Here is a 19,003-nt window from a genome sequence, read left to right on the forward strand (position 1 = left end):
CATTTTATGAAAAAATTATTTGGTCTTATTTTAGTATTAACATTTGCAGTTGTATTAGCAGCTTGCGGTAATGGAAGCAAAAGTGGCAGTGACGACAAGAAAATAACAGTAGGTGCTTCACCAGCACCACATGCTGAAATTTTAGAAAAAGCAAAACCATTATTAGAGAAAAAAGGTTATGAACTAGATATTAAAACAATTAACGATTACACTACGCCTAATAAATTACTAGACAAAGGTGAAATTGACGCAAACTATTTCCAACATACACCATATTTAAACACAGAGAAAAAGGATAAAGGTTACAAAATCGTAAGTGCCGGTGATGTTCACTTAGAACCTATGGCTGTATACTCTAAAAAGTATAAAAGTTTAAAAGAATTACCAAAAGGTGCAACAGTTTATGTGTCTAATAATCCAGCTGAACAAGGACGTTTCTTAAAATTCTTCGTTGATGCAGGTTTAATTAAGATTAAAAAAGGCGTAAAAATTGAAGATGCTAAGTTTAGTGATATTACAGAGAATAAAAAAGATATTAAGTTTAATAATAAACAATCAGCAGAATTCTTACCTAAAATTTATCAAAATGAAGACGCTGATGCTGTTATAATTAATTCAAACTTTGCAATCGAACAAAAACTAAATCCTAAAAAAGATTCTATTGCTGTAGAAAGTGCGAAAGATAATCCTTATGCAAACTTAATTGCTGTTAAAGAAGGACATCAAGATGATAAGAAAATCAAAGCATTAATTGAAGTATTACAATCTAAAGATATTCAAGACTTCATTAATGAAAAATACAACGGTGCAGTTATTCCTGCTAAATAAATCATATTAATGGCTCAGTAACGTGATGTTGCTGGGCTTTTTAATTTAAACAGGTATTTATATGATATTTAGGAATGAGATGCTATTACGGATAAAGTAAAATCCTATATGCATGCGTGCTACTCATTTATTCTTATTTTTAATTTCACATGGCTAGTGACTACTACATCATAAATCATTAGTGATTCTTTATTATTTCAGTCCCACTCCCTCAAGTTAATGATGAATCTATTTCGCTAGTTATAAAATGACGTCAAATCAATATCAAAAATTATTTAAGTAAAATGTTTAGATAATTTTTCAGTGGGTAAGTATTATATATAACATTTAATTATTCCGAGGAGGCATTTATTATGGCAGACGAAAGTAAATTTGAACAAGCAAAAGGTAATGTTAAAGAAACAGTAGGTAATGTTACTGATAATAAAAATTTAGAAAACGAAGGTAAAGAAGATAAAGCTTCTGGTAAAGCGAAAGAATTCGTTGAAAATGCAAAAGAAAAAGCAACTGATTTTATTGATAAAGTAAAAGGTAACAAAGGCGAGTAATTTTACTTTTTTATTCCTAATACACTGCACATGCCACTTAGTCGGTATAACCATCGGCTAGGTGGTTTTTGTATTAAAAAAGTGGATACCAAAATTTATTAATAATTATTTTAATGTTAGAAAAAAACTAAATAAAAACTCGCTAATGATATCCAATAATATGTATACAAAACGAGACATATATTGCATATGATTAACGAGATACTGAATATATTTTATCACCCCTAAAATGATTATTCATTTTCAGCGGTAATTCGACCTAAAGTCAAACTTACAATAAAACCGATGATAAATACTACTAATGAAACGAACCACATCACGATATTAGTTGGTAAACCTGGAAATACTGCAAAGAGGGAGCCAACAACAAAACCAATGATTAATGCAAAAGTCATTAGTTTATGATGTGTTAGGAAATACTGGATAATTTTGCTTGAAATAATGAATCCAGCAAGCACGCCAAATCCGACTGCAAGTAATATAGGAAGACCGGCAAAGTTAAGTTTAACAACTTCAGATATTGCTAGCATGACTGTGCCATAGACGCCAAATACTAATAACATAAATGACCCTGAAATACCTGGGAGTAACATAGCACTAGATGCACACATACCTGCAATAAAATATTTAATAATAAGACTAGTTGATAGAGTAAGTGTTTCTCCAGCATGTTTATCGCCATTATTCATTAATGTAATAACAATTAAGATAGCGATACCAGCTATAACCATCATGTAATGTTTAGTTGTAAATGACGTTTTATAGTTAGAAATTTTCAATAAATATGGAACGATACCAATGATTAATCCACCAAAGAAAAACATAGTTGGAATATGGTGTTGGCTTAATAAATAATTAAAAAGATTACTTAGTGATCCCATTGCCAGTAACATTCCAATTATAATGGGGATTAAAAATGTAAAACTTGGCCAAAAACGTCGTGAGAATATGCCGCTAATTGAAGAGATAAATTGATTGTATATACCTAACAATAATGCGATAGTCCCACCGCTAACACCAGGTACCAAGTCACTCGTTCCCATAGCAAAACCTTTTAGAATATTAATCCATTTAAATTGTTGCATGAATAACTCCTTTCAAACGATTGGAATAAAATCATAAATAGCATCATACCATATTACAAATGTCCTAGTGAAATGATAACATATTTTAAATTCATAAAATCCATTGAGAAATTATGTGCACTTATTATCATTTATATTTTTAAAGAGAGAGGGTTAGAGTTGTACTTTAGAGTTATTAAAAATAATAAAAAGGGTTTAAGTTGTTTATATTAAGGTATAAGTAAGTTATAATTAACTGAACGCATTATTACAAAGTCTTTTTGACTACAAATTAAAATTATTATAAACTAGTTAAGAAAACTTTATATTTTACGGAGGGAATATAAAATGGCATCAACATTAGAAATCAAAGACCTACATGTGTCTATTGAGGATAAAGAAATCTTAAAAGGTGTTAACTTGACAATTAACACTGATGAAATACATGCGATTATGGGACCAAACGGGACAGGTAAATCAACTTTATCATCTGCAATTATGGGACACCCAAGCTATGAAGTAACTAAAGGAGAAGTACTTTTAGACGGTGTAAATATTTTAGAATTAGAAGTTGATGAGAGAGCAAAAGCAGGATTATTCTTGGCAATGCAATATCCATCAGAAATTACAGGTGTTACAAATGCTGATTTCATGCGTTCAGCAATCAATGCGAAACGTGAAGAAGGACAAGAAATCAACTTAATGCAATTTATTAAGAAATTAGATAAAAACATGGATTTTCTAGACATAGATAAAGACATGGCACAACGTTATTTAAATGAAGGTTTCTCAGGTGGAGAGAAGAAACGTAACGAAATCTTACAATTAATGATGTTAGAACCTAAGTTTGCAATCTTAGATGAAATCGATTCAGGGTTAGACATCGATGCATTAAAAGTTGTATCTAAAGGTATTAACCAAATGCGTGGGGAAAACTTTGGTGCATTAATGATTACACACTATCAACGATTATTAAATTACATTACTCCTGATAAAGTACATGTAATGTATGCTGGTAAAGTCGTTAAATCTGGTGGTCCAGAATTAGCAAAACGTCTTGAAGAAGAAGGATATGAATGGGTTAAAGAAGAGTTCGGTTCAGCTGAATAATCTTATTAATACAGTATCCATGAGATGTTCATCTATATATGATGAAAATGAACATTTATACGAAATAGTAAATTTCATCAAGTAGGAGGAAAAAGTTATGACAACTGATATTTTGAACATTTCTGAAGAACAACTTGTTGATTATTCTAAAGCCCACAATGAACCTTCTTGGATGACAGAATTACGTAAAAAAGCTTTGAAATTAACAGAAACTTTAGAAATGCCAAAACCTGATAAAACAAAATTAAGAAAATGGGATTTTGAATCTTTTAAACAACACGATGTAAAAGGTGATGTTTATCAATCTTTATCACAATTACCTGAGTCAGTAAGAGAAATTATTGACGTAGATCATTCTAAAAACTTAGTAATTCAACATAATAATACGATTGCGTACACACAAGTTGATGATAATGCATCGAAAGATGGCGTTATCGTTGAAGGTTTAGCAGACGCTCTTATGAACCATAGTGATTTAGTACAAAAGTACTTTATGAAAGATGCAGTAACAGTAGATGAACATCGTATCACAGCGCTACACACGGCATTAGTTAATGGTGGCGTATTTGTTTATGTTCCTAAAAATGTAGTTGTAGAACATCCAGTACAATACGTTGTGTTGCACGACGACAAAAATGCAAGCTTTTATAACCATGTTATCATCGTTACTGAAGAAAGCGCCGAAGTCACATATGTTGAAAATTACTTATCAAATGCATCTGGTGAAGGAAATCAATTAAATATTATTTCTGAAGTGATTGCTGGTGCAAATTCAAATATCACATATGGCTCAGTGGACTATATGGATAAAGGCTTTACAGGTCATATCATTCGACGTGGTATTACTGAAGCGGATGCCTCAATTAATTGGGCACTAGGTTTAATGAATGAGGGTAGCCAAATTATTGATAATACAACAAATTTATTTGGTGATCGTTCAACAAGTTCACTTAAATCAGTAGTTGTAGGTACAGGCGAACAAAAAATTAATCTAACATCTAAAATCGTACAATATGGTAAAGAAACAGATGGTTATATCCTTAAACATGGTGTTATGAAAGAACATGCATCGTCTGTATTTAATGGTATCGGCTACATTAAGCATGGTGGAACTAAATCAATTGCTAATCAGGAATCACGTGTATTAATGTTATCTGAACATGCTCGTGGTGACGCGAATCCTATTTTATTAATTGATGAAGATGATGTACAAGCTGGTCATGCTGCATCAGTAGGTCGTGTTGATCCAGATCAACTTTACTATTTAATGAGTCGTGGTATTTCTCAAAGAGAAGCGGAACGTCTTGTTATACATGGTTTCTTAGATCCAGTAGTACGTGAATTACCTATCGAAGACGTTAAACGTCAATTGAGAGAAGTAATTGAACGCAAAGTTTCTAAATAATATTTTGAAAATAAAAGTTTGTAATAGATATAGACTGTCGATATTGGTATAAGACTAATACAACGTCAGTATTTAAATGATTAGGATTTTTATTTAAGAAAGGTCGTGAATGAAGTGGCCGAACACTCATTTGACGTTAATGAAGTAATCAAGGATTTTCCGATATTAGATCAAAAAGTCAATGGCAAACGTTTAGCATATCTTGATTCAACAGCGACAAGTCAAACGCCTGTGCAAGTGTTAAATGTTTTAGAGGATTACTACAAGCGTTATAATTCAAACGTTCATCGTGGTGTTCATACATTAGGATCATTGGCAACTGATGGTTATGAAAATGCCCGTGAAACTGTTCGTCGTTTTATTAATGCGAAGTATTTTGAAGAAATCATTTTCACACGCGGAACAACTGCGTCGATTAACCTTGTAGCACATAGCTATGGTGATGCAAATGTTGAAGAGGGCGATGAAATTGTTGTCACTGAAATGGAACATCATGCCAATATTGTTCCTTGGCAACAGTTAGCAAAGCGTAAAAATGCGACATTGAAATTTATACCAATGACAGCTGACGGTGAATTAAACATCGAAGATATTAAGCAAACGATTAATGATAAAACAAAGATCGTTGCTATTGCACATATTTCTAATGTACTCGGTACAATTAATGATGTTAAAACCATTGCAGAAATAGCTCATCAACATGGTGCAATTATCAGTGTTGATGGGGCGCAAGCAGCACCACATATGAAACTTGATATGCAAGAAATGAATGCTGATTTTTATAGTTTTAGTGGTCATAAAATGCTTGGACCAACAGGTATTGGCGTATTATTTGGTAAACGTGAGTTACTACAAAAAATGGAACCGATTGAGTTCGGTGGTGACATGATTGATTTTGTAAGTAAGTATGATGCAACATGGGCTGATTTACCTACTAAATTTGAGGCGGGTACTCCATTAATTGCTCAAGCAATTGGGCTTGCAGAAGCTATTCGCTATTTAGAACGCATAGGTTTTGATGCAATTCATAAATATGAACAAGAATTAACGATATATGCTTATGAGCAAATGTCTGCAATTGAAGGAATTGAAATTTATGGCCCGCCTAAGGATCGTCGTGCAGGTGTAATAACGTTTAATTTACAAGATGTACATCCACACGATGTTGCTACAGCCGTAGATACAGAAGGTGTAGCGGTTAGAGCTGGGCATCATTGTGCGCAACCGTTAATGAAATGGTTAAATGTGTCTTCAACAGCTAGAGCGAGTTTTTATATATACAACACGAAAGAAGACATTGATCAGTTAATAAATGCCTTGAAACAAACGAAGGAGTTTTTCTCTTATGAATTTTAATAATCTAGATCAATTATATAGATCTGTCATTATGGATCATTATAAAAATCCTAGAAATAAAGGTGTATTAGATAACGGGTCTATGACAGTAGATATGAATAACCCGACATGCGGTGACCGTATACGACTAACATTTGATATAGAAGAAGGCATTATAAAAGATGCTAAGTTTGAAGGTGAAGGTTGTTCGATTTCAATGGCAAGTGCATCGATGATGACACAAGCTGTTAAAGGTCATTCACTTGGAGAAGCAATGCAAATGAGCCAAGAATTTACGAAAATGATGCTTGGTGAAGACTATGTGATTACAGAAGAAATGGGAGATATTGAAGCATTGCAAGGTGTATCTCAATTCCCAGCTCGTATTAAATGTGCCACATTAGCTTGGAAAGCATTGGAAAAAGGTACTGTTGCTAAAGAAGGTAAAGCAGAAGGTACGACTGAAGAAGAATAGAATGCTGTTAATCATAGATGATTTTGATATTAGACATATAAAAGTATAAAAATTTTTATAAGATGTCATGTCATTGTTATAATATGGTTTACATCATGAATTAAAAACTTACGCACGCCGTTGTAAATATATTTTTAAGGAGTGATTGAAATGGCTAAAAAAGCACCTGATGTTGGGGATTATAAATATGGATTCCACGACGATGATGTGTCCATTTTCAGATCAGAACGTGGTTTAACTGAGAATATCGTTAGAGAAATTTCTAACATGAAAAATGAGCCGGAATGGATGTTAGATTTCCGTCTTAAATCATTAAAATTGTTTTATAAAATGCCAATGCCTCAATGGGGTGGCGACTTATCAGAATTGAATTTCGATGACATTACTTACTATGTAAAGCCTTCAGAACAAGCTGAACGTTCATGGGATGAAGTGCCAGAAGAAATTAAAAGAACTTTCGATAAATTAGGAATTCCTGAAGCTGAACAAAAATATTTAGCTGGTGTTTCTGCTCAATATGAATCTGAAGTTGTTTACCATAATATGGAAAAAGAACTTGAAGAAAAAGGTATTATCTTTAAAGATACAGATAGTGCTTTACAAGAAAATGAAGAATTATTCAAAAAATACTTTGCTTCTGTAGTACCTGCAGCAGATAACAAATTTGCGGCGTTAAATTCAGCAGTATGGTCAGGTGGTTCGTTCATTTATGTACCTAAAAATATCAAACTAGATACGCCACTACAAGCTTATTTCCGTATTAACTCTGAGAACATGGGTCAATTTGAACGTACATTAATCATTGCTGATGAAGGTGCTTCTGTACATTACGTAGAAGGTTGTACTGCACCAGTTTATACAACTAGTTCTTTACACTCTGCTGTTGTGGAAATCATTGTGCATAAAGATGCGCACGTTCGTTATACTACGATTCAAAACTGGGCGAACAATGTATACAATTTAGTTACAAAACGTACTTTTGTTTATGAAAACGGAAATATGGAATGGGTAGATGGTAACTTAGGTTCTAAGTTAACGATGAAATATCCAAACTGTGTTCTTTTAGGTGAAGGTGCAAAAGGTAGTACATTATCTATTGCATTTGCTGGTAAAGGACAAGTTCAAGATGCCGGTGCTAAAATGATTCATAAAGCGCCAAATACATCTTCAACGATTGTTTCTAAATCTATTTCTAAAAATGGTGGTAAAGTTATTTATCGTGGTATTGTACATTTTGGACGTAAAGCAAAAGGTGCTCGTTCAAATATTGAATGTGATACATTAATCTTAGATAACGAATCAACATCAGATACAATTCCATATAACGAAGTATTCAACGATCAAATATCATTAGAACATGAAGCCAAGGTTTCAAAAGTTTCTGAAGAACAATTATTCTATCTAATGAGTCGTGGTATTTCTGAAGAAGAAGCGACAGAAATGATTGTTATGGGATTCATCGAACCATTTACAAAAGAACTTCCAATGGAATACGCGGTCGAAATGAACCGTTTAATCAAGTTCGAAATGGAAGGTAGTATTGGATAGCTTTAAACCGCGTTGTTAAGCTATTCTTAACTGTCGAAAACGGTTATTGATACCATTTTGATACCATTTACTTGTCAAAAATGGCTATTGCATCGTGTTTTTTCTGAGTATATAAATGGCTGTAAGTGCCCATCGTTTCAGTGATTTGAGCATGTCTCATGAGTGACTGTAAAACGAAAATATCTACACCATTATTTGCAAGATAAGATGCATAAGAATGTCTTAACGCGTGAATGTTATAATGAGGGAAAGCTTTTTGAAATTTCTTTTGAACATGACTGTAATGTTTGGGAGCCATTCCTCCGAAAATAAAATAACTACGTTCATCAAAATATTTGTTTAACTCTTTTTCACGTTGATGTCGTTCAGTTAACATTGTATTGATGAATTTAGGTAAAGGAACAATATCCTCTGAACTATCTGTTTTTGGTCTCGGATATATAGTTCTATTAGAGATGTCCATTGTTTTATTTATGGATATCTCTTTTTTGTATTTATTGTAGTCTGTCCAAACAAGCGCCATAGCTTCGCCAATCCTCAAACCTGTATAAAACATTAATGTAAATAACTCTCTGTAATCTTGCTCTTCAATGTCTTTGATTCTTTCTTCAAATTCTTCACGCATCATAAACTTAGGTTTTGGCTTTACACGCGGAATAGGTTTAATTGATATTGTTGGATCTGTACGTAATCCAAAGTATTTTTTAGCATAATTAATTACAACTTTAAAACCTGACCAAATTGTACGAGCAGAATTTGTTGATGCTACATTCTCTATTAGATATTTACGAAACTCTTGGCATTGATTTTGTGTTATCTTATTCATTTTTATATGCCCGAACTTAGCTTTAAAGTGTTTATGATATTCATTTTGTTTGCGTCGTTTTGTTTTAGGTCTCAAATCGCTATTTTCTAAATAGTGATGAAAAACATAATCAAATGTTTTTGAATCGCTATATCCTTCGTTTACATCATTCAAAAAAATAGCCTCTGCACTCTTAGCTTCACGCTTAGTTGAAAAACCGCGTTGCATCTTACGTTTGTTATTACCGTATACATCTTTATATCTAATGGAAAAATACCATTTACCTGTATTATCATCCTTATATACTGGCATTTTACTTCTCCCTCCTCAAAATTGGCAAAAAATAATAAGGGTAGGCGGGCTACCCGATAAAAATGTATAAAAAAAGACCAGATGAATTAACATCTGGCCAGCCGGATTGGTTACCGGAAATATGATTTTAAGCCGGATTGGTTACCGGAAATTTATATCTTGATTATAATAGATTAACGATAAAAAGTAAAGATAATTATGATAAAATGTTAGCTTTCATAAAATCTTCTATAATTTTTAAAGTTTCTTCATTGAAAGATATATGGCCAGTTGGATCGTAATCATTAAGTGTGCTTATTCTTTTTTTACTGATAGTGATAACTTGAGATGGAATTGCATAAGTTTGTTTGCCTACAAACCTTTCGTAACGCTCAATTATTTTTGCGAGTTGCATATAATTATTTTCAATCTCATCAAGTTCTTTTTCGATTGCTGAATTTAAGTTTTTTACTTTTGTGGATCTTGCGTGCATTTCTTTTATTCTATCCAAATCGAATCGTAAAGTTTTGTGGTCAGTTTTCATTTTTTCTAAAGCTTTTAGTATTAAATTCTCTTGTAATTTTAAAGAAAATTTGGTGTCTTTTGAAGTAAGTGGAACTATAGTAATTAGCTCATTGCGTTTGTTGTCATTTTTATTTAAAACGACGCAAAAATGATTCCCTGAGAATTCAGAACCAATGTTAACACCAAGTTTAGCGTATACAATAGTACCTCTTGGATACACTTTAAAGTTTTTTTGGTTAGTTAAGGTTGTTTCATTTTTAAAAATTATTGATTTTGTAAAAAGCCAGTCATCCAAATATTTAAATTTGAATTTTCCGCTATTGCAAACCTCTTCAAAGTTATTTACAGCTTTTAATATTTTATCTTTGCTACTTTTTTTGGTGGAATTTCTTTCCATCCCTCATCCTCCTCACGCCACACAAGCGCTATTAATCAATATCCAATAATTGTTGTTTTTTCTTATCGAACTCTTCCTGAGAAATTACTCCGACATCTAATAATTCTTTATATTTTATTAATTCATCAGCAACAGAAAAACTCATTTTTTCAGAATTGGATGGTTTCATAGAACTTTCTCGAATAGAGATTTGTTCTTGTATTGTTTCCGCCATTCTAGATACAGTGTTTTTTGATATGCTTCCTATAGCGATACTTGATGAACCGTGATGTATAATTATTTCGCCAAAAAGAAGTCCTTTTTTATACGAAACAGAATTGATTTTCTCGAATGGAAATTCATGAAATTTCAAACCATATATCATACCTTTATCTAAGAATAACAATCTTAGATCAGTACATACTATTAAGTAGGTATTATTATTGTACAATCCCGAAGTTACATACATTATGTTTTCATTATCTTTTAAAATCATAGGTAGTTCTTTCACTTCTTTTTTTGTACCAAACAAATCCTCTACACCTATTTCGCTAAATCTTTGGTAGATTTTAGATAAGTTTTCGTCAGATTTATTGATTTCACTTTCAAATTTCACTTCTTTTCTAGGTTTACTTTGGTATTCTTTTAAAATTTCTCTTTTGTCTTCAACAGATAGTTGCTTGTATTGTTTCTTTTCTTCTTTTGTTTTAGTTGCTAAATATTGACTCTCAATCATACTTTCTTTGAACGTTAATCTGCTCTTAGGTAATTCTTTCATGTTCATTTCTCCTTTATTTTTTGATTGTTAAATCGTTAGATCATAAGCATATTTAAATTCATTTATAAAATCAGATTTGCTTTCCATTTTCTCTTCTAAAAAACTTAAGTAGTTTTCTGCGTGGTAATTTTCGTTATTTGACATATAGTCGTTTAACCCATTGTGTATATGTCTTCTGATTACTTTTACCGCTATATGGATCGCTTGAAAACTCATTTGATACTTGTACGAAATTTGCTCAATATTAAAGTTGTTTATATATTTGTATCTTATATGTAAAGGAAACAATAAACATGAAGCAAATGAGTTTGCTTCATATTCTTCAGCAATCCTTCTATAATAATCTTTATATGTGAATGTTTTATTTAAATTAACTCCAGTATGTCCCATTATAAAATGACCATATTCATGAGCTAAAGTAAATCTTAGACGATTCATAGGCAGTAAATCGTTATAAACTATAATCGCTTTGTCTCCTTTTCTAATATGAAACGCTTCTTCTGAACCGAAAATAGAAGGTATTTTAAAATATAAAGTGCCAGTATTCTGAGAAAATTCAGAGAAAGTCACTAATTTAATACGTTTATCTTTTGAGATAATTTCAAATATATCTAAAGGGAAAGATAAGTTATATAGACCATTTGTGATCTCGTAAACTGCTTTCGCAGATTTAAAAAAAGATTTTTCATAATTTAATTTCAATTAAAAAGCCCCTTTGTTACTTAGTTAAATCATCCCAATCATCAAACATTGCTTCTAATATAGTCAAAGCTTTTTGCCTTTGTGCCTCCGTCATATTTTCTGTAGCTCGATGCATAATAAGAATATCTTCACTTTTATCTTCTCCGGAGTACTCATCTTTTTCTCTACCTAATAAGTAATCAACTGATACATCGAAGTGATCGGCAATTTTTTGCACCTTATCAATGCCTGGTTTGGTTTTCTCCCATCTTCTGATTTGTCCGTTTGAAAACCCTAAAGTTCTCTCTAATTCAGCAAAAGTCATACCTTTTGAATTGCACAAATTACGGATTCTTTGTACTAGATTCATAAATTTCTCCTATCACAGATTAACTTTTTCGCTATTTTTGTTGACAATTAGCATAAAAGTTAATATACTGTATTTAAGCTTTAAATTTAGCTTACTAAACACATAACAATTATTCGTTGGGGAACGAGTATTCAATACCTTTATGACAGGCATTACGAATTGTTATAGGTTTATTAAACTATGCTTAAATATTAGCATAAAAGTTATTGATGTTCAACAGATAATTTATTTGCTTAGAAAAAATGTTATAGGAGGTGCTAATATGTCGACAACAGATTTCGGCTTGAAAGTGAGAACGGAATTATTAAAACGCAACATGACAAACAAGCAACTTGCGGAAATGCTAGAAATTTCAAGTGCTTACTTATCGGATATTTTACGTGGACGTAGAGATGCTTTTGAACAAAAGAAACGTATTGCGAAAATTTTAGAAATTAAAGAAGAGGTGAAGAGTTAATGAATGAAATTAAAACTTTCAGTAACGACATGTTTTCAATCTTAATCAAACAAGATAATGAAAATAATTTATTCGATTTAGAAACTGTCGCAAAAAGTTTGGGGTTCACTCAGTTTAAAAACGGCAAACAATATATTCGTTGGGAAACTATCAATAAATATTTAGGTAAATATCTTTCCCAAGAAGTTGGGAAAGGCGATTTCATACCAGAACCAATGGTATATAAGTTGGCTTTCAAAGCAGGTAATGCTGTAGCAGAAAAATTTCAAGATTGGTTGGCGATGGAAGTCCTACCAGCTATTCGCAAACACGGTATCTACGCAACAGACAATGTAATTGAACAAACATTAAAAGATCCAGACTACATCATTACAGTGTTGACTGAGTATAAGAAAGAAAAAGAGCAAAACTTACTTTTACAACAAGAAATCGGAGAACTAAAACCCAAAGCAGACTATGTAGATGAAATCTTAAAGTCAACTGGCACATTAGCCACAACTCAAATCGCGGCAGACTACGGTATATCAGCACAAAAGTTAAACAAACTACTACACGAAGCTAGACTACAACGAAAAGTAAATAAACAGTGGGTGCTTTACTCAGAACACATGGGCAAGAGTTACACAGATTCAGACACTATAACAATTGTGCGTTCTGATGGCAGAGAAGACACAGTTTTACAAACTAGATGGACACAAAAAGGCAGATTGAAAATACATGAAATCATGACTGAATTCGGTTATGAAGCTAATTTAGGGGGAGCGTAAATGACACCAGAACAAAAAGAAAAGCTAAACAATATAGTATTAACACTTTATGCAGTTAAAGAAAACAAAAGTCAAACATACACACACAAAGATACTCTTACTGTGACATATGCAGGCGAGATTGAGCACACTTACGAAGTCGACAGAGAGAAACACCTTGAATCAATGATTGAGTGGGCAATTGACCAAATCGAACAGCACTTTGATTTAGACGAAGAAGAATAACACACAATTGAACAAACAACTTAATAGGAGGAATTATCAATGAACACACTATATAAAACAACCCTCCTCATCACAATGACAGTTGTGACGTGGAAGGTTTGGAAGATTGAACGAAATACGAGAAAGCCTGTAATCAATCGAAATGATTTTAGTAAAGAGTCTACAGCAGAAACGATTGAGCGACACAGTGATCCTGATTCAGGAATAAAACTACTTAAGGCGTTTTCCGACTTTACTAAAGAGAACTTTTCCTAATTCTAAGAAGATGAAGTTTCGTTGGTACTCAAGTGACTCATGTAAAGCGGTAGAGTAAATCTTTTCACTGGAAACACCTTCATCAGCATTCTCTGTAAGTTTTTGAAGGTTCTTTTTGAAGTGTTCACTTTGACCACCGTATAGTTCATCAGCTTCATTAACAATTTTATAGTAAAGCTGTTCATATTCACTATATGACATATTATCCACCTCCTTTCACTAGGAGATAACTAAATTATACACAACACAAAAATAAAAAGGAGGAATAGATATGATGAAAAATAGTTTGCAAGCTAAAGAGCTTGCGGTAATTTTATCTGTTTCTAAATCCAAAGCAGGACAAATAATAAGAGAACTGAATAAAGAGCTTGAAGACGAAGGGTACATTGCGATACGAGGCAGAATACCAGTCCAATTAGCTAGGAAAAAATTCCCTTATCACGACTTATCAGACGAGAGAATAATGGAGGAGTTGAAAAAAGAAAATGAGTAACATTTATAAAAGCTATCTATTAGCAGTATTATGCTTCACAGTCTTAGCGATTGTGCTTATGCCATTGTTGTACTTCACTACAGCATGGTCAATTGCGGGATTCGCAAGTATCGCAACATTCATATTTTATAAAGAATACTTTTATGAAGAATAAAAAAACTGCTACTTGCGCCAACAAGTAACAGTATCAAGCACTTAAGAAAAATTTCAAGTTAAATATAAAATGAAAAACGGAGGAAGTCAAGATGTATTACGAAATAGGCGAAATCATACGCAAAAATATTCATGTTAACGGATTCGATTTTAAGCTATTCATTTTAAAAGGTCATATGGGCATATCAATACAAGTTAAAGATATGAACAACGTACCAATTAAACATGCTTATGTCGTAGATGAGAATGACTTAGATATGGCATCAGACTTATTCAACCAAGCAATAGATGAATGGATTGAAGAGAACACAGACGAACAGGACAGACTAATTAACTTAGTCATGAGATGGTAGGAGGTCGCTATGAAGCAGACTGTAACTTATATCATTCGTCATAGGGATATGCCAATTTATATAACTAACAAACCAACCGATAACAATTCAGATATTAGTTACTCCACAAATAGAAATAGAGCTAGGGAGTTTAACGGTATGGAAGAAGCGAGTATCAATATGGATTATCACAAAGCAATCAAGAAAACAGTGACAGAAACTATTGAGTACGAGGAGGTAGAACATGACTGAACAAACATTATTTGAACAGTTGAACAGTAAAAACGTGAATGATCATACAGAACAAAAAAATGGATTAACTTATCTAGCATGGTCATATGCACACCAAGAGCTGAAAAAGATTGACCCAAACTACACAGTAAAAGTACACGAGTTTCCACATCCAGATATTAACACAGAAAATTATTTTGTACCTTATTTGGCTACACCAGAAGGCTATTTTGTACAGGTATCTGTGACTGTGAAAGATAGTACAGAGACTGAGTGGCTTCCAGTATTGGACTTTAGAAATAAATCGCTTGCTAAAGGTAGTGCAACAACTTTCGATATTAACAAAGCGCAAAAACGATGTTTTGTTAAAGCTTCGGCTTTACACGGTTTAGGCTTATATATCTACAACGGCGAGGAACTACCAAGTGCAAGTGACAACGATATTACAGAATTAGAAGAGCGTATCAATCAGTTCGTGAACTTATCTCAAGAAAAAGGGCGAGATGCAACTATCGATAAAACGATGAGATGGCTAAAAATATCTAACATTAATAAATTAAGTCAAAAACAAATCGCAGAAGCACACCAAAAATTAGATGCGGGATTAAAACAATTGGATAGTGAGGAGAAACAATAATGTTAAACAGAGCAGTATTAGTAGGACGCTTAACAAAAGACCCAGAATTAAGAAGCGCGCCAAATGGCGTAAATGTAGGTACATTCACATTGGCAGTAAACAGAACATTCACGAATGCTCAAGGCGAGCGTGAAGCAGATTTTATAAACGTAGTAGTGTTCAAGAAACAAGCTGAAAATGTTAAAAACTACCTTTCTAAAGGGTCGCTGGCAGGTGTAGACGGGCGACTACAAACACGTAGCTACGAAAATAAAGTCGGGCAACGTGTATTTGTGACAGAAGTAGTAGCGGACAGTGTTCAATTCTTAGAACCGAAGAATAACAACCAACAACCAAACAACAATTATCATCAACAAAGACAAACTCAAACTGGTAATAATCCTTTTGATAATACCACTGCGATTACTGATGATGACTTACCGTTCTGATTGGAATGATTAAATGCCGAAAATTACTAGTTATATCACTCAAGACGACGGCACAACAACAGTTGTCATCTCGGATGTTGAATTAGGCAATAAAGAAACATTACTACTTGATAACGGGTTTGATGTAGAAGTAGATGTAAACGTTATAGATCCGTTTCAAATTACCGGCAAGCAACGTCGAAAAATATTCGCGCTTGTCAAAGACATAGAAGAACATACAGGTCAACCAATGGACTATATGAGACATATGTTCATCGAGTTTGTAAGAACGTACTACGGCTATGATGAACGTATTTCGCTAAGTAATTGTACGAGAACACAAGCAAGTCAAATCATTGAAGCAACGCTTGACTGGACGTTCTACAATGACATACCACTTAGCTACAAAACGAGTAATCTACTGAAACAAGATAAATCATTCTTATACTGGTCAACTGTTAACCGCAACTGTGTAATATGCGGAAAGCCTCACGCTGACCTAGCGCATTACGAAGCAGTAGGTAGAGGCATGAACAGAAACAAGATGAATCACTACGACAAACATGTATTAGCGTTATGTCGCGAACATCATAACCAGCAACATGCGATTGGCGTTAAGTCGTTTAATGATAAATACCACTTGCATGACTCGTGGATAAAAGTTGATGAGAGGCTCAATAAAATGCTGAAAGGAGAGAAAAAGGAATGAATAGACTAAGAATAATAAAAATAGCACTCCTAATCGTCATCTTGGCGGAAGAGATTAGAAGCGCTAAAAAAATTAAAAAATTTACCCCTGAGGATTCTAAAGGTTTTCCTGATATAACAAAAGATTCAATAAAAGAACCTAAATAAAAATATTATGGTTGATAAAATCCCATTGTTCTTTTGTTAACCACCCTTGTTTGTTATTGACTATTTCTGTAACAAACAGCTTATCTCCAGAATCGAGATAAGGTTTCAACTTTTCTATCATTTCTGAAGTTGATAAAGAAGAACGGAATAAAAATGAAGATTTCCAATAATTGCAATGACCATTAGAAATTTCCTTTTTTATAACATTTCTCAATTCCTCATATTTTTGTCCGGGTGAGTTTAAATCATATGTTAACATATAAGGTTTTTCCATATTTTATTCACCCCCAATCTAACGCAGTAGCGATAACAAAATTATACCAGAAAGGAGATAACGAAATGGCAACATTTAGAGTTTACAAAGAATCAGGTAACTTTGTCACAGTACACAAAGATTTTATACATGATTCTAATATAAGTTGGAAGGCTAAAGGTATTCTACTTTATTTGTTAAGTCGACCTGATAACTGGCAAATTTACGAAACAGAACTAGAGCAACATTCAACTGATGGACTTAGCGGTTTAAAGAGTGGAATCAAGGAACTGGAAGAAATTGGATACATTCAACGTAGTAGAAAACGTGATAAAAGTGGTAGGTTAAATGGTTATGAGTACTTAGTATATGAGCAACCGCACCACATTCGATTTTCCAACGTTGGAAAAACCGTTAACGGTAAAACCAACAATGGAAAAACCGTTAATGGTAAATCGCATACTACTAATAATAATAGTACTAATAATGATTTAACTAATAATAACAATACTAATAATGAAGGAAGTATATTGTCGGGCAACCCGACGGTGTCTTCCATTCCCTATAAAGAAATTATCGAATACTTAAATAAAAAAGCAGGAAAGCATTTTAAACATAATACAGCTAAAACAAAAGATTTTATTAAAGCAAGATGGAATCAAGATTTTAGGTTGGAGGATTTTAAAAAGGTGATTGATATCAAAACAGCTGAATGGTTAAACACGGATAGCGATAAATACCTTAGACCAGAAACACTTTTTGGCAGTAAATTTGAGGGGTACCTCAATCAAAAAATACAACCAACTGGCACGGATCAATTGGAACGCATGAAGTACGACGAAAGTTATTGGGATTAGGGGGATATTATGAAACCACTATTCAGCGAAAAGATAAACGAAAGCTTGAAAAAATATCAACCTACTCATGTCGAAAAAGGATTGAAATGTGAGAGATGTGGAAGTGAATACGACTTATATAAGTTTGCTCCTACTAAAAAACACCCGAATGGTTACGAGTATAAAGACGGTTGCAAATGTGAAATCTATGAGGAATATAAGCGAAACAAGCAACGGAAGATAAACAACATATTCAATCAATCAAACGTTAATCCGTCTTTAAGAGATGCAACAGTCAAAAACTACAAGCCACAAAATGAAAAACAAGTACACGCTAAACAAACAGCAATAGAGTACGTACAAGGCTTCTCTACAAAAGAACCAAAATCATTAATATTGCAAGGTTCATACGGAACTGGTAAAAGCCACCTAGCATACGCTATCGCAAAAGCAGTCAAAGCTAAAGGGCATACGGTTGCTTTTATGCACATACCAATGTTGATGGATCGTATCAAAGCGACATACAACAAAAATGCAGTAGAGACTACAGACGAGTTAGTCAGATTGTTAAGCGATATTGATTTACTTGTACTAGATGATATGGGTGTAGAGAACACAGAACATACTTTAAACAAACTTTTCAGCATTGTTGATAACAGAGTAGGTAAAAACAACATCTTTACAACTAACTTTAGTGATAAAGAACTAAATCAAAATATGAACTGGCAACGTATCAATTCAAGAATGAAACACAATGCAAGAAAAGTAAGAGTAATCGGAGACGATTTCAGGGAGCGAGACGCATGGTAACCAAAGAATTTTTGAAAATTAAACTTGAGTGTTCAGATATGTACGCTCAGAAACTCATAGACGAGGCACAGGGCGATGAAAATAAGTTATATGACCTATTTATCCAAAAACTTGCAGAACGTCACACACGCCCCGCTGTCGTCGAATATTAAG

At 33.1% G+C, this 19,003-nt stretch carries 29 protein-coding genes and 1 pseudogene; 22 read left to right on the plus strand and 8 right to left on the minus strand.

Features of this window, described 5'->3' with window-relative positions; all coding sequences use genetic code 11:
* The first annotated feature begins 6 nt into the window (after positions 1-6).
* Complete coding sequence (locus KI230_RS04060) at positions 7-828, plus strand: MetQ/NlpA family ABC transporter substrate-binding protein (protein ID WP_000732334.1); 822 nt, start codon at positions 7-9, stop codon at positions 826-828.
* Between the two features lie 353 nt (positions 829-1,181).
* Positions 1,182-1,376 carry a CsbD family protein gene (locus KI230_RS04065; RefSeq protein ID WP_000752917.1) on the plus strand — a complete coding sequence of 65 codons (195 nt, stop codon included), beginning with the start codon at positions 1,182-1,184 and terminating at the stop codon, positions 1,374-1,376.
* A gap of 233 nt (positions 1,377-1,609) precedes the next feature.
* Here KI230_RS04065 and popT read toward each other — a convergent pair whose 3' ends face one another.
* The gene (popT, locus tag KI230_RS04070; protein ID WP_045178112.1) at positions 1,610-2,461 is read right to left on the minus strand and encodes a polyprenyl-phosphate transporter PopT; all 852 of its coding nucleotides are present in this window, start codon (positions 2,459-2,461) and stop codon (positions 1,610-1,612) included.
* Between the two features lie 327 nt (positions 2,462-2,788).
* On the opposite strand from popT, the gene sufC reads away from it, so the two are divergent.
* The 5 genes from sufC to sufB all read left to right on the plus strand — a co-directional run bounded on the left by sufC (position 2,789) and on the right by sufB (position 8,313).
* A complete protein-coding gene (gene sufC / locus KI230_RS04075; protein ID WP_000168845.1) occupies positions 2,789-3,550 on the plus strand; it encodes a Fe-S cluster assembly ATPase SufC in 762 nt (253 codons plus the stop codon).
* A 97-nt stretch (positions 3,551-3,647) separates the two neighbouring features.
* Positions 3,648-4,955, plus strand: coding sequence for a Fe-S cluster assembly protein SufD (gene sufD, locus KI230_RS04080; RefSeq protein WP_045178108.1), 1,308 nt, complete (start codon positions 3,648-3,650; stop codon positions 4,953-4,955).
* A gap of 105 nt (positions 4,956-5,060) precedes the next feature.
* Positions 5,061-6,311 carry a cysteine desulfurase gene (locus tag KI230_RS04085; RefSeq protein WP_001006453.1) on the plus strand — a complete coding sequence of 417 codons (1,251 nt, stop codon included), beginning with the start codon at positions 5,061-5,063 and terminating at the stop codon, positions 6,309-6,311.
* Positions 6,301-6,765 (plus strand): Fe-S cluster assembly sulfur transfer protein SufU, encoded by a 465-nt coding sequence (gene sufU / locus KI230_RS04090; protein WP_001010512.1) that lies wholly within the window; start codon positions 6,301-6,303, stop codon positions 6,763-6,765. Before KI230_RS04085 ends, sufU begins: the two co-directional genes overlap by 11 nt.
* 150 nt (positions 6,766-6,915) lie before the next feature.
* Positions 6,916-8,313 (plus strand): Fe-S cluster assembly protein SufB, encoded by a 1,398-nt coding sequence (gene sufB, locus KI230_RS04095; RefSeq protein WP_001074405.1) that lies wholly within the window; start codon positions 6,916-6,918, stop codon positions 8,311-8,313.
* Between the two features lie 67 nt (positions 8,314-8,380).
* Here the strand turns inward: sufB and KI230_RS04100 are convergent, their stop codons facing one another.
* The 5 genes from KI230_RS04100 to KI230_RS04120 form a co-directional block, all read right to left on the minus strand.
* Entirely contained in the window at positions 8,381-9,430 is a 1,050-nt protein-coding gene (locus KI230_RS04100) for a site-specific integrase (protein ID WP_001145730.1), read from the minus strand.
* Positions 9,431-9,626: 196 nt separating this feature from the next.
* On the minus strand, positions 9,627-10,331 hold the full coding sequence (locus KI230_RS04105) for a type II toxin-antitoxin system PemK/MazF family toxin (protein WP_017804779.1): 705 nt from the start codon (positions 10,329-10,331) through the stop codon (positions 9,627-9,629).
* A gap of 31 nt (positions 10,332-10,362) precedes the next feature.
* On the minus strand, positions 10,363-11,088 hold the full coding sequence (locus KI230_RS04110) for a PH domain-containing protein (protein ID WP_000661437.1): 726 nt from the start codon (positions 11,086-11,088) through the stop codon (positions 10,363-10,365).
* A gap of 27 nt (positions 11,089-11,115) precedes the next feature.
* Positions 11,116-11,790: an ImmA/IrrE family metallo-endopeptidase gene (locus tag KI230_RS04115; RefSeq protein WP_000775187.1), complete on the minus strand. Its 675-nt coding sequence runs from the start codon at positions 11,788-11,790 to the stop codon at positions 11,116-11,118.
* 16 nt (positions 11,791-11,806) lie between these two features.
* Positions 11,807-12,139, minus strand: coding sequence for a helix-turn-helix domain-containing protein (locus tag KI230_RS04120; RefSeq protein ID WP_001055143.1), 333 nt, complete (start codon positions 12,137-12,139; stop codon positions 11,807-11,809).
* Positions 12,140-12,401: 262 nt separating this feature from the next.
* Here KI230_RS04120 and KI230_RS04125 point away from each other — a divergent pair, with 262 nt between their 5' ends.
* The 4 genes and pseudogenes from KI230_RS04125 to KI230_RS04140 form a co-directional block, all read left to right on the plus strand.
* On the plus strand, positions 12,402-12,596 hold the full coding sequence (locus tag KI230_RS04125) for a helix-turn-helix domain-containing protein (protein ID WP_000108122.1): 195 nt from the start codon (positions 12,402-12,404) through the stop codon (positions 12,594-12,596).
* Complete coding sequence (locus tag KI230_RS04130; RefSeq protein ID WP_001002757.1) at positions 12,596-13,363, plus strand: phage antirepressor Ant; 768 nt, start codon at positions 12,596-12,598, stop codon at positions 13,361-13,363. The genes KI230_RS04125 and KI230_RS04130 overlap by 1 nt, the downstream gene beginning before the upstream one ends.
* Positions 13,364-13,588 (plus strand): type II toxin-antitoxin system antitoxin TscA, encoded by a 225-nt coding sequence (gene tscA, locus KI230_RS04135; RefSeq protein WP_000187184.1) that lies wholly within the window; start codon positions 13,364-13,366, stop codon positions 13,586-13,588.
* Positions 13,589-13,627: 39 nt separating this feature from the next.
* Positions 13,628-13,831, plus strand: a pseudogene (locus tag KI230_RS04140) (hypothetical protein); the annotation flags it as partial.
* On the opposite strand, the gene KI230_RS04145 reads toward KI230_RS04140, so the two are convergent.
* Positions 13,799-14,044: a hypothetical protein gene (locus KI230_RS04145; protein WP_000122246.1), complete on the minus strand. Its 246-nt coding sequence runs from the start codon at positions 14,042-14,044 to the stop codon at positions 13,799-13,801. The pseudogene KI230_RS04140 and the gene KI230_RS04145 overlap by 33 nt on opposite strands.
* Positions 14,045-14,114: 70 nt before the next feature.
* On the opposite strand from KI230_RS04145, the gene KI230_RS04150 reads away from it, so the two are divergent.
* The 8 genes from KI230_RS04150 to KI230_RS04185 all read left to right on the plus strand — a co-directional run bounded on the left by KI230_RS04150 (position 14,115) and on the right by KI230_RS04185 (position 16,951).
* Positions 14,115-14,336 (plus strand): hypothetical protein, encoded by a 222-nt coding sequence (locus KI230_RS04150; RefSeq protein ID WP_000977378.1) that lies wholly within the window; start codon positions 14,115-14,117, stop codon positions 14,334-14,336.
* Positions 14,329-14,490, plus strand: a complete 162-nt coding sequence (locus KI230_RS04155) for a DUF1270 domain-containing protein (protein WP_000066017.1) — start codon at positions 14,329-14,331, stop codon at positions 14,488-14,490. The genes KI230_RS04150 and KI230_RS04155 overlap by 8 nt, the downstream gene beginning before the upstream one ends.
* Positions 14,491-14,581: 91 nt before the next feature.
* Positions 14,582-14,842, plus strand: a complete 261-nt coding sequence (locus tag KI230_RS04160) for a DUF1108 family protein (RefSeq protein WP_000291090.1) — start codon at positions 14,582-14,584, stop codon at positions 14,840-14,842.
* A gap of 9 nt (positions 14,843-14,851) precedes the next feature.
* Entirely contained in the window at positions 14,852-15,073 is a 222-nt protein-coding gene (locus tag KI230_RS04165) for a DUF2483 family protein (RefSeq protein ID WP_000815401.1), read from the plus strand.
* Complete coding sequence (locus KI230_RS04170; protein WP_000139720.1) at positions 15,066-15,689, plus strand: Sak single strand annealing protein; 624 nt, start codon at positions 15,066-15,068, stop codon at positions 15,687-15,689. Before KI230_RS04165 ends, KI230_RS04170 begins: the two co-directional genes overlap by 8 nt.
* The gene (gene ssb, locus KI230_RS04175; protein ID WP_000934385.1) at positions 15,689-16,117 is read left to right on the plus strand and encodes a single-stranded DNA-binding protein; all 429 of its coding nucleotides are present in this window, start codon (positions 15,689-15,691) and stop codon (positions 16,115-16,117) included. Before KI230_RS04170 ends, ssb begins: the two co-directional genes overlap by 1 nt.
* A gap of 13 nt (positions 16,118-16,130) precedes the next feature.
* On the plus strand, positions 16,131-16,805 hold the full coding sequence (locus KI230_RS04180) for a putative HNHc nuclease (protein WP_001124439.1): 675 nt from the start codon (positions 16,131-16,133) through the stop codon (positions 16,803-16,805).
* On the plus strand, positions 16,802-16,951 hold the full coding sequence (locus KI230_RS04185) for a hypothetical protein (RefSeq protein WP_001081076.1): 150 nt from the start codon (positions 16,802-16,804) through the stop codon (positions 16,949-16,951). Before KI230_RS04180 ends, KI230_RS04185 begins: the two co-directional genes overlap by 4 nt.
* Here KI230_RS04185 and KI230_RS04190 read toward each other — a convergent pair.
* Positions 16,944-17,225 (minus strand): hypothetical protein, encoded by a 282-nt coding sequence (locus KI230_RS04190; protein ID WP_000414755.1) that lies wholly within the window; start codon positions 17,223-17,225, stop codon positions 16,944-16,946. The genes KI230_RS04185 and KI230_RS04190 overlap by 8 nt on opposite strands.
* A 65-nt stretch (positions 17,226-17,290) precedes the next feature.
* Between KI230_RS04190 and KI230_RS04195 the strand changes: the two genes are divergently transcribed.
* Genes KI230_RS04195 through KI230_RS04205 form a run of 3 tightly spaced genes read left to right on the plus strand, consistent with a single transcriptional unit; the run spans position 17,291 to position 19,002 of the window.
* On the plus strand, positions 17,291-18,061 hold the full coding sequence (locus KI230_RS04195; RefSeq protein WP_000190253.1) for a conserved phage C-terminal domain-containing protein: 771 nt from the start codon (positions 17,291-17,293) through the stop codon (positions 18,059-18,061).
* A gap of 9 nt (positions 18,062-18,070) precedes the next feature.
* Complete coding sequence (locus KI230_RS04200; protein WP_000803062.1) at positions 18,071-18,850, plus strand: ATP-binding protein; 780 nt, start codon at positions 18,071-18,073, stop codon at positions 18,848-18,850.
* A complete protein-coding gene (locus KI230_RS04205) occupies positions 18,844-19,002 on the plus strand; it encodes a hypothetical protein (RefSeq protein ID WP_000256590.1) in 159 nt (52 codons plus the stop codon). Before KI230_RS04200 ends, KI230_RS04205 begins: the two co-directional genes overlap by 7 nt.
* Position 19,003 lies beyond the last annotated feature (1 nt).

This window comes from Staphylococcus sp. MZ3, from assembly GCF_018622755.1.
GTDB lineage: Bacteria > Bacillota > Bacilli > Staphylococcales > Staphylococcaceae > Staphylococcus > Staphylococcus aureus.

Excerpts from the sequence above, each read along its gene's own strand:
- sufC (WP_000168845.1), top strand. The coding sequence starts at position 2,789 with ATGGCATCAACATTAGAAATCAAAGACCTACATGTGTCTATTGAGGAT.
- popT (WP_045178112.1), bottom strand. The coding sequence starts at position 2,461 with ATGCAACAATTTAAATGGATTAATATTCTAAAAGGTTTTGCTATGGGA.
- sufB (WP_001074405.1), top strand. The coding sequence starts at position 6,916 with ATGGCTAAAAAAGCACCTGATGTTGGGGATTATAAATATGGATTCCAC.
- KI230_RS04205 (WP_000256590.1), top strand. The coding sequence starts at position 18,844 with ATGGTAACCAAAGAATTTTTGAAAATTAAACTTGAGTGTTCAGATATG.
- ssb (WP_000934385.1), top strand. The coding sequence starts at position 15,689 with ATGTTAAACAGAGCAGTATTAGTAGGACGCTTAACAAAAGACCCAGAA.
- KI230_RS04100 (WP_001145730.1), bottom strand. The coding sequence starts at position 9,430 with ATGCCAGTATATAAGGATGATAATACAGGTAAATGGTATTTTTCCATT.
- KI230_RS04200 (WP_000803062.1), top strand. The coding sequence starts at position 18,071 with ATGAAACCACTATTCAGCGAAAAGATAAACGAAAGCTTGAAAAAATAT.
- KI230_RS04120 (WP_001055143.1), bottom strand. The coding sequence starts at position 12,139 with ATGAATCTAGTACAAAGAATCCGTAATTTGTGCAATTCAAAAGGTATG.
- KI230_RS04160 (WP_000291090.1), top strand. The coding sequence starts at position 14,582 with ATGTATTACGAAATAGGCGAAATCATACGCAAAAATATTCATGTTAAC.
- KI230_RS04150 (WP_000977378.1), top strand. The coding sequence starts at position 14,115 with ATGATGAAAAATAGTTTGCAAGCTAAAGAGCTTGCGGTAATTTTATCT.
- KI230_RS04065 (WP_000752917.1), top strand. The coding sequence starts at position 1,182 with ATGGCAGACGAAAGTAAATTTGAACAAGCAAAAGGTAATGTTAAAGAA.
- tscA (WP_000187184.1), top strand. The coding sequence starts at position 13,364 with ATGACACCAGAACAAAAAGAAAAGCTAAACAATATAGTATTAACACTT.
- KI230_RS04145 (WP_000122246.1), bottom strand. The coding sequence starts at position 14,044 with ATGTCATATAGTGAATATGAACAGCTTTACTATAAAATTGTTAATGAA.
- sufU (WP_001010512.1), top strand. The coding sequence starts at position 6,301 with ATGAATTTTAATAATCTAGATCAATTATATAGATCTGTCATTATGGAT.
- KI230_RS04060 (WP_000732334.1), top strand. The coding sequence starts at position 7 with ATGAAAAAATTATTTGGTCTTATTTTAGTATTAACATTTGCAGTTGTA.
- KI230_RS04165 (WP_000815401.1), top strand. The coding sequence starts at position 14,852 with ATGAAGCAGACTGTAACTTATATCATTCGTCATAGGGATATGCCAATT.
- KI230_RS04125 (WP_000108122.1), top strand. The coding sequence starts at position 12,402 with ATGTCGACAACAGATTTCGGCTTGAAAGTGAGAACGGAATTATTAAAA.
- KI230_RS04195 (WP_000190253.1), top strand. The coding sequence starts at position 17,291 with ATGGCAACATTTAGAGTTTACAAAGAATCAGGTAACTTTGTCACAGTA.
- sufD (WP_045178108.1), top strand. The coding sequence starts at position 3,648 with ATGACAACTGATATTTTGAACATTTCTGAAGAACAACTTGTTGATTAT.
- KI230_RS04105 (WP_017804779.1), bottom strand. The coding sequence starts at position 10,331 with ATGGAAAGAAATTCCACCAAAAAAAGTAGCAAAGATAAAATATTAAAA.
- KI230_RS04185 (WP_001081076.1), top strand. The coding sequence starts at position 16,802 with ATGAATAGACTAAGAATAATAAAAATAGCACTCCTAATCGTCATCTTG.
- KI230_RS04190 (WP_000414755.1), bottom strand. The coding sequence starts at position 17,225 with ATGGAAAAACCTTATATGTTAACATATGATTTAAACTCACCCGGACAA.
- KI230_RS04130 (WP_001002757.1), top strand. The coding sequence starts at position 12,596 with ATGAATGAAATTAAAACTTTCAGTAACGACATGTTTTCAATCTTAATC.
- KI230_RS04110 (WP_000661437.1), bottom strand. The coding sequence starts at position 11,088 with ATGAAAGAATTACCTAAGAGCAGATTAACGTTCAAAGAAAGTATGATT.
- KI230_RS04170 (WP_000139720.1), top strand. The coding sequence starts at position 15,066 with ATGACTGAACAAACATTATTTGAACAGTTGAACAGTAAAAACGTGAAT.
- KI230_RS04180 (WP_001124439.1), top strand. The coding sequence starts at position 16,131 with ATGCCGAAAATTACTAGTTATATCACTCAAGACGACGGCACAACAACA.
- KI230_RS04155 (WP_000066017.1), top strand. The coding sequence starts at position 14,329 with ATGAGTAACATTTATAAAAGCTATCTATTAGCAGTATTATGCTTCACA.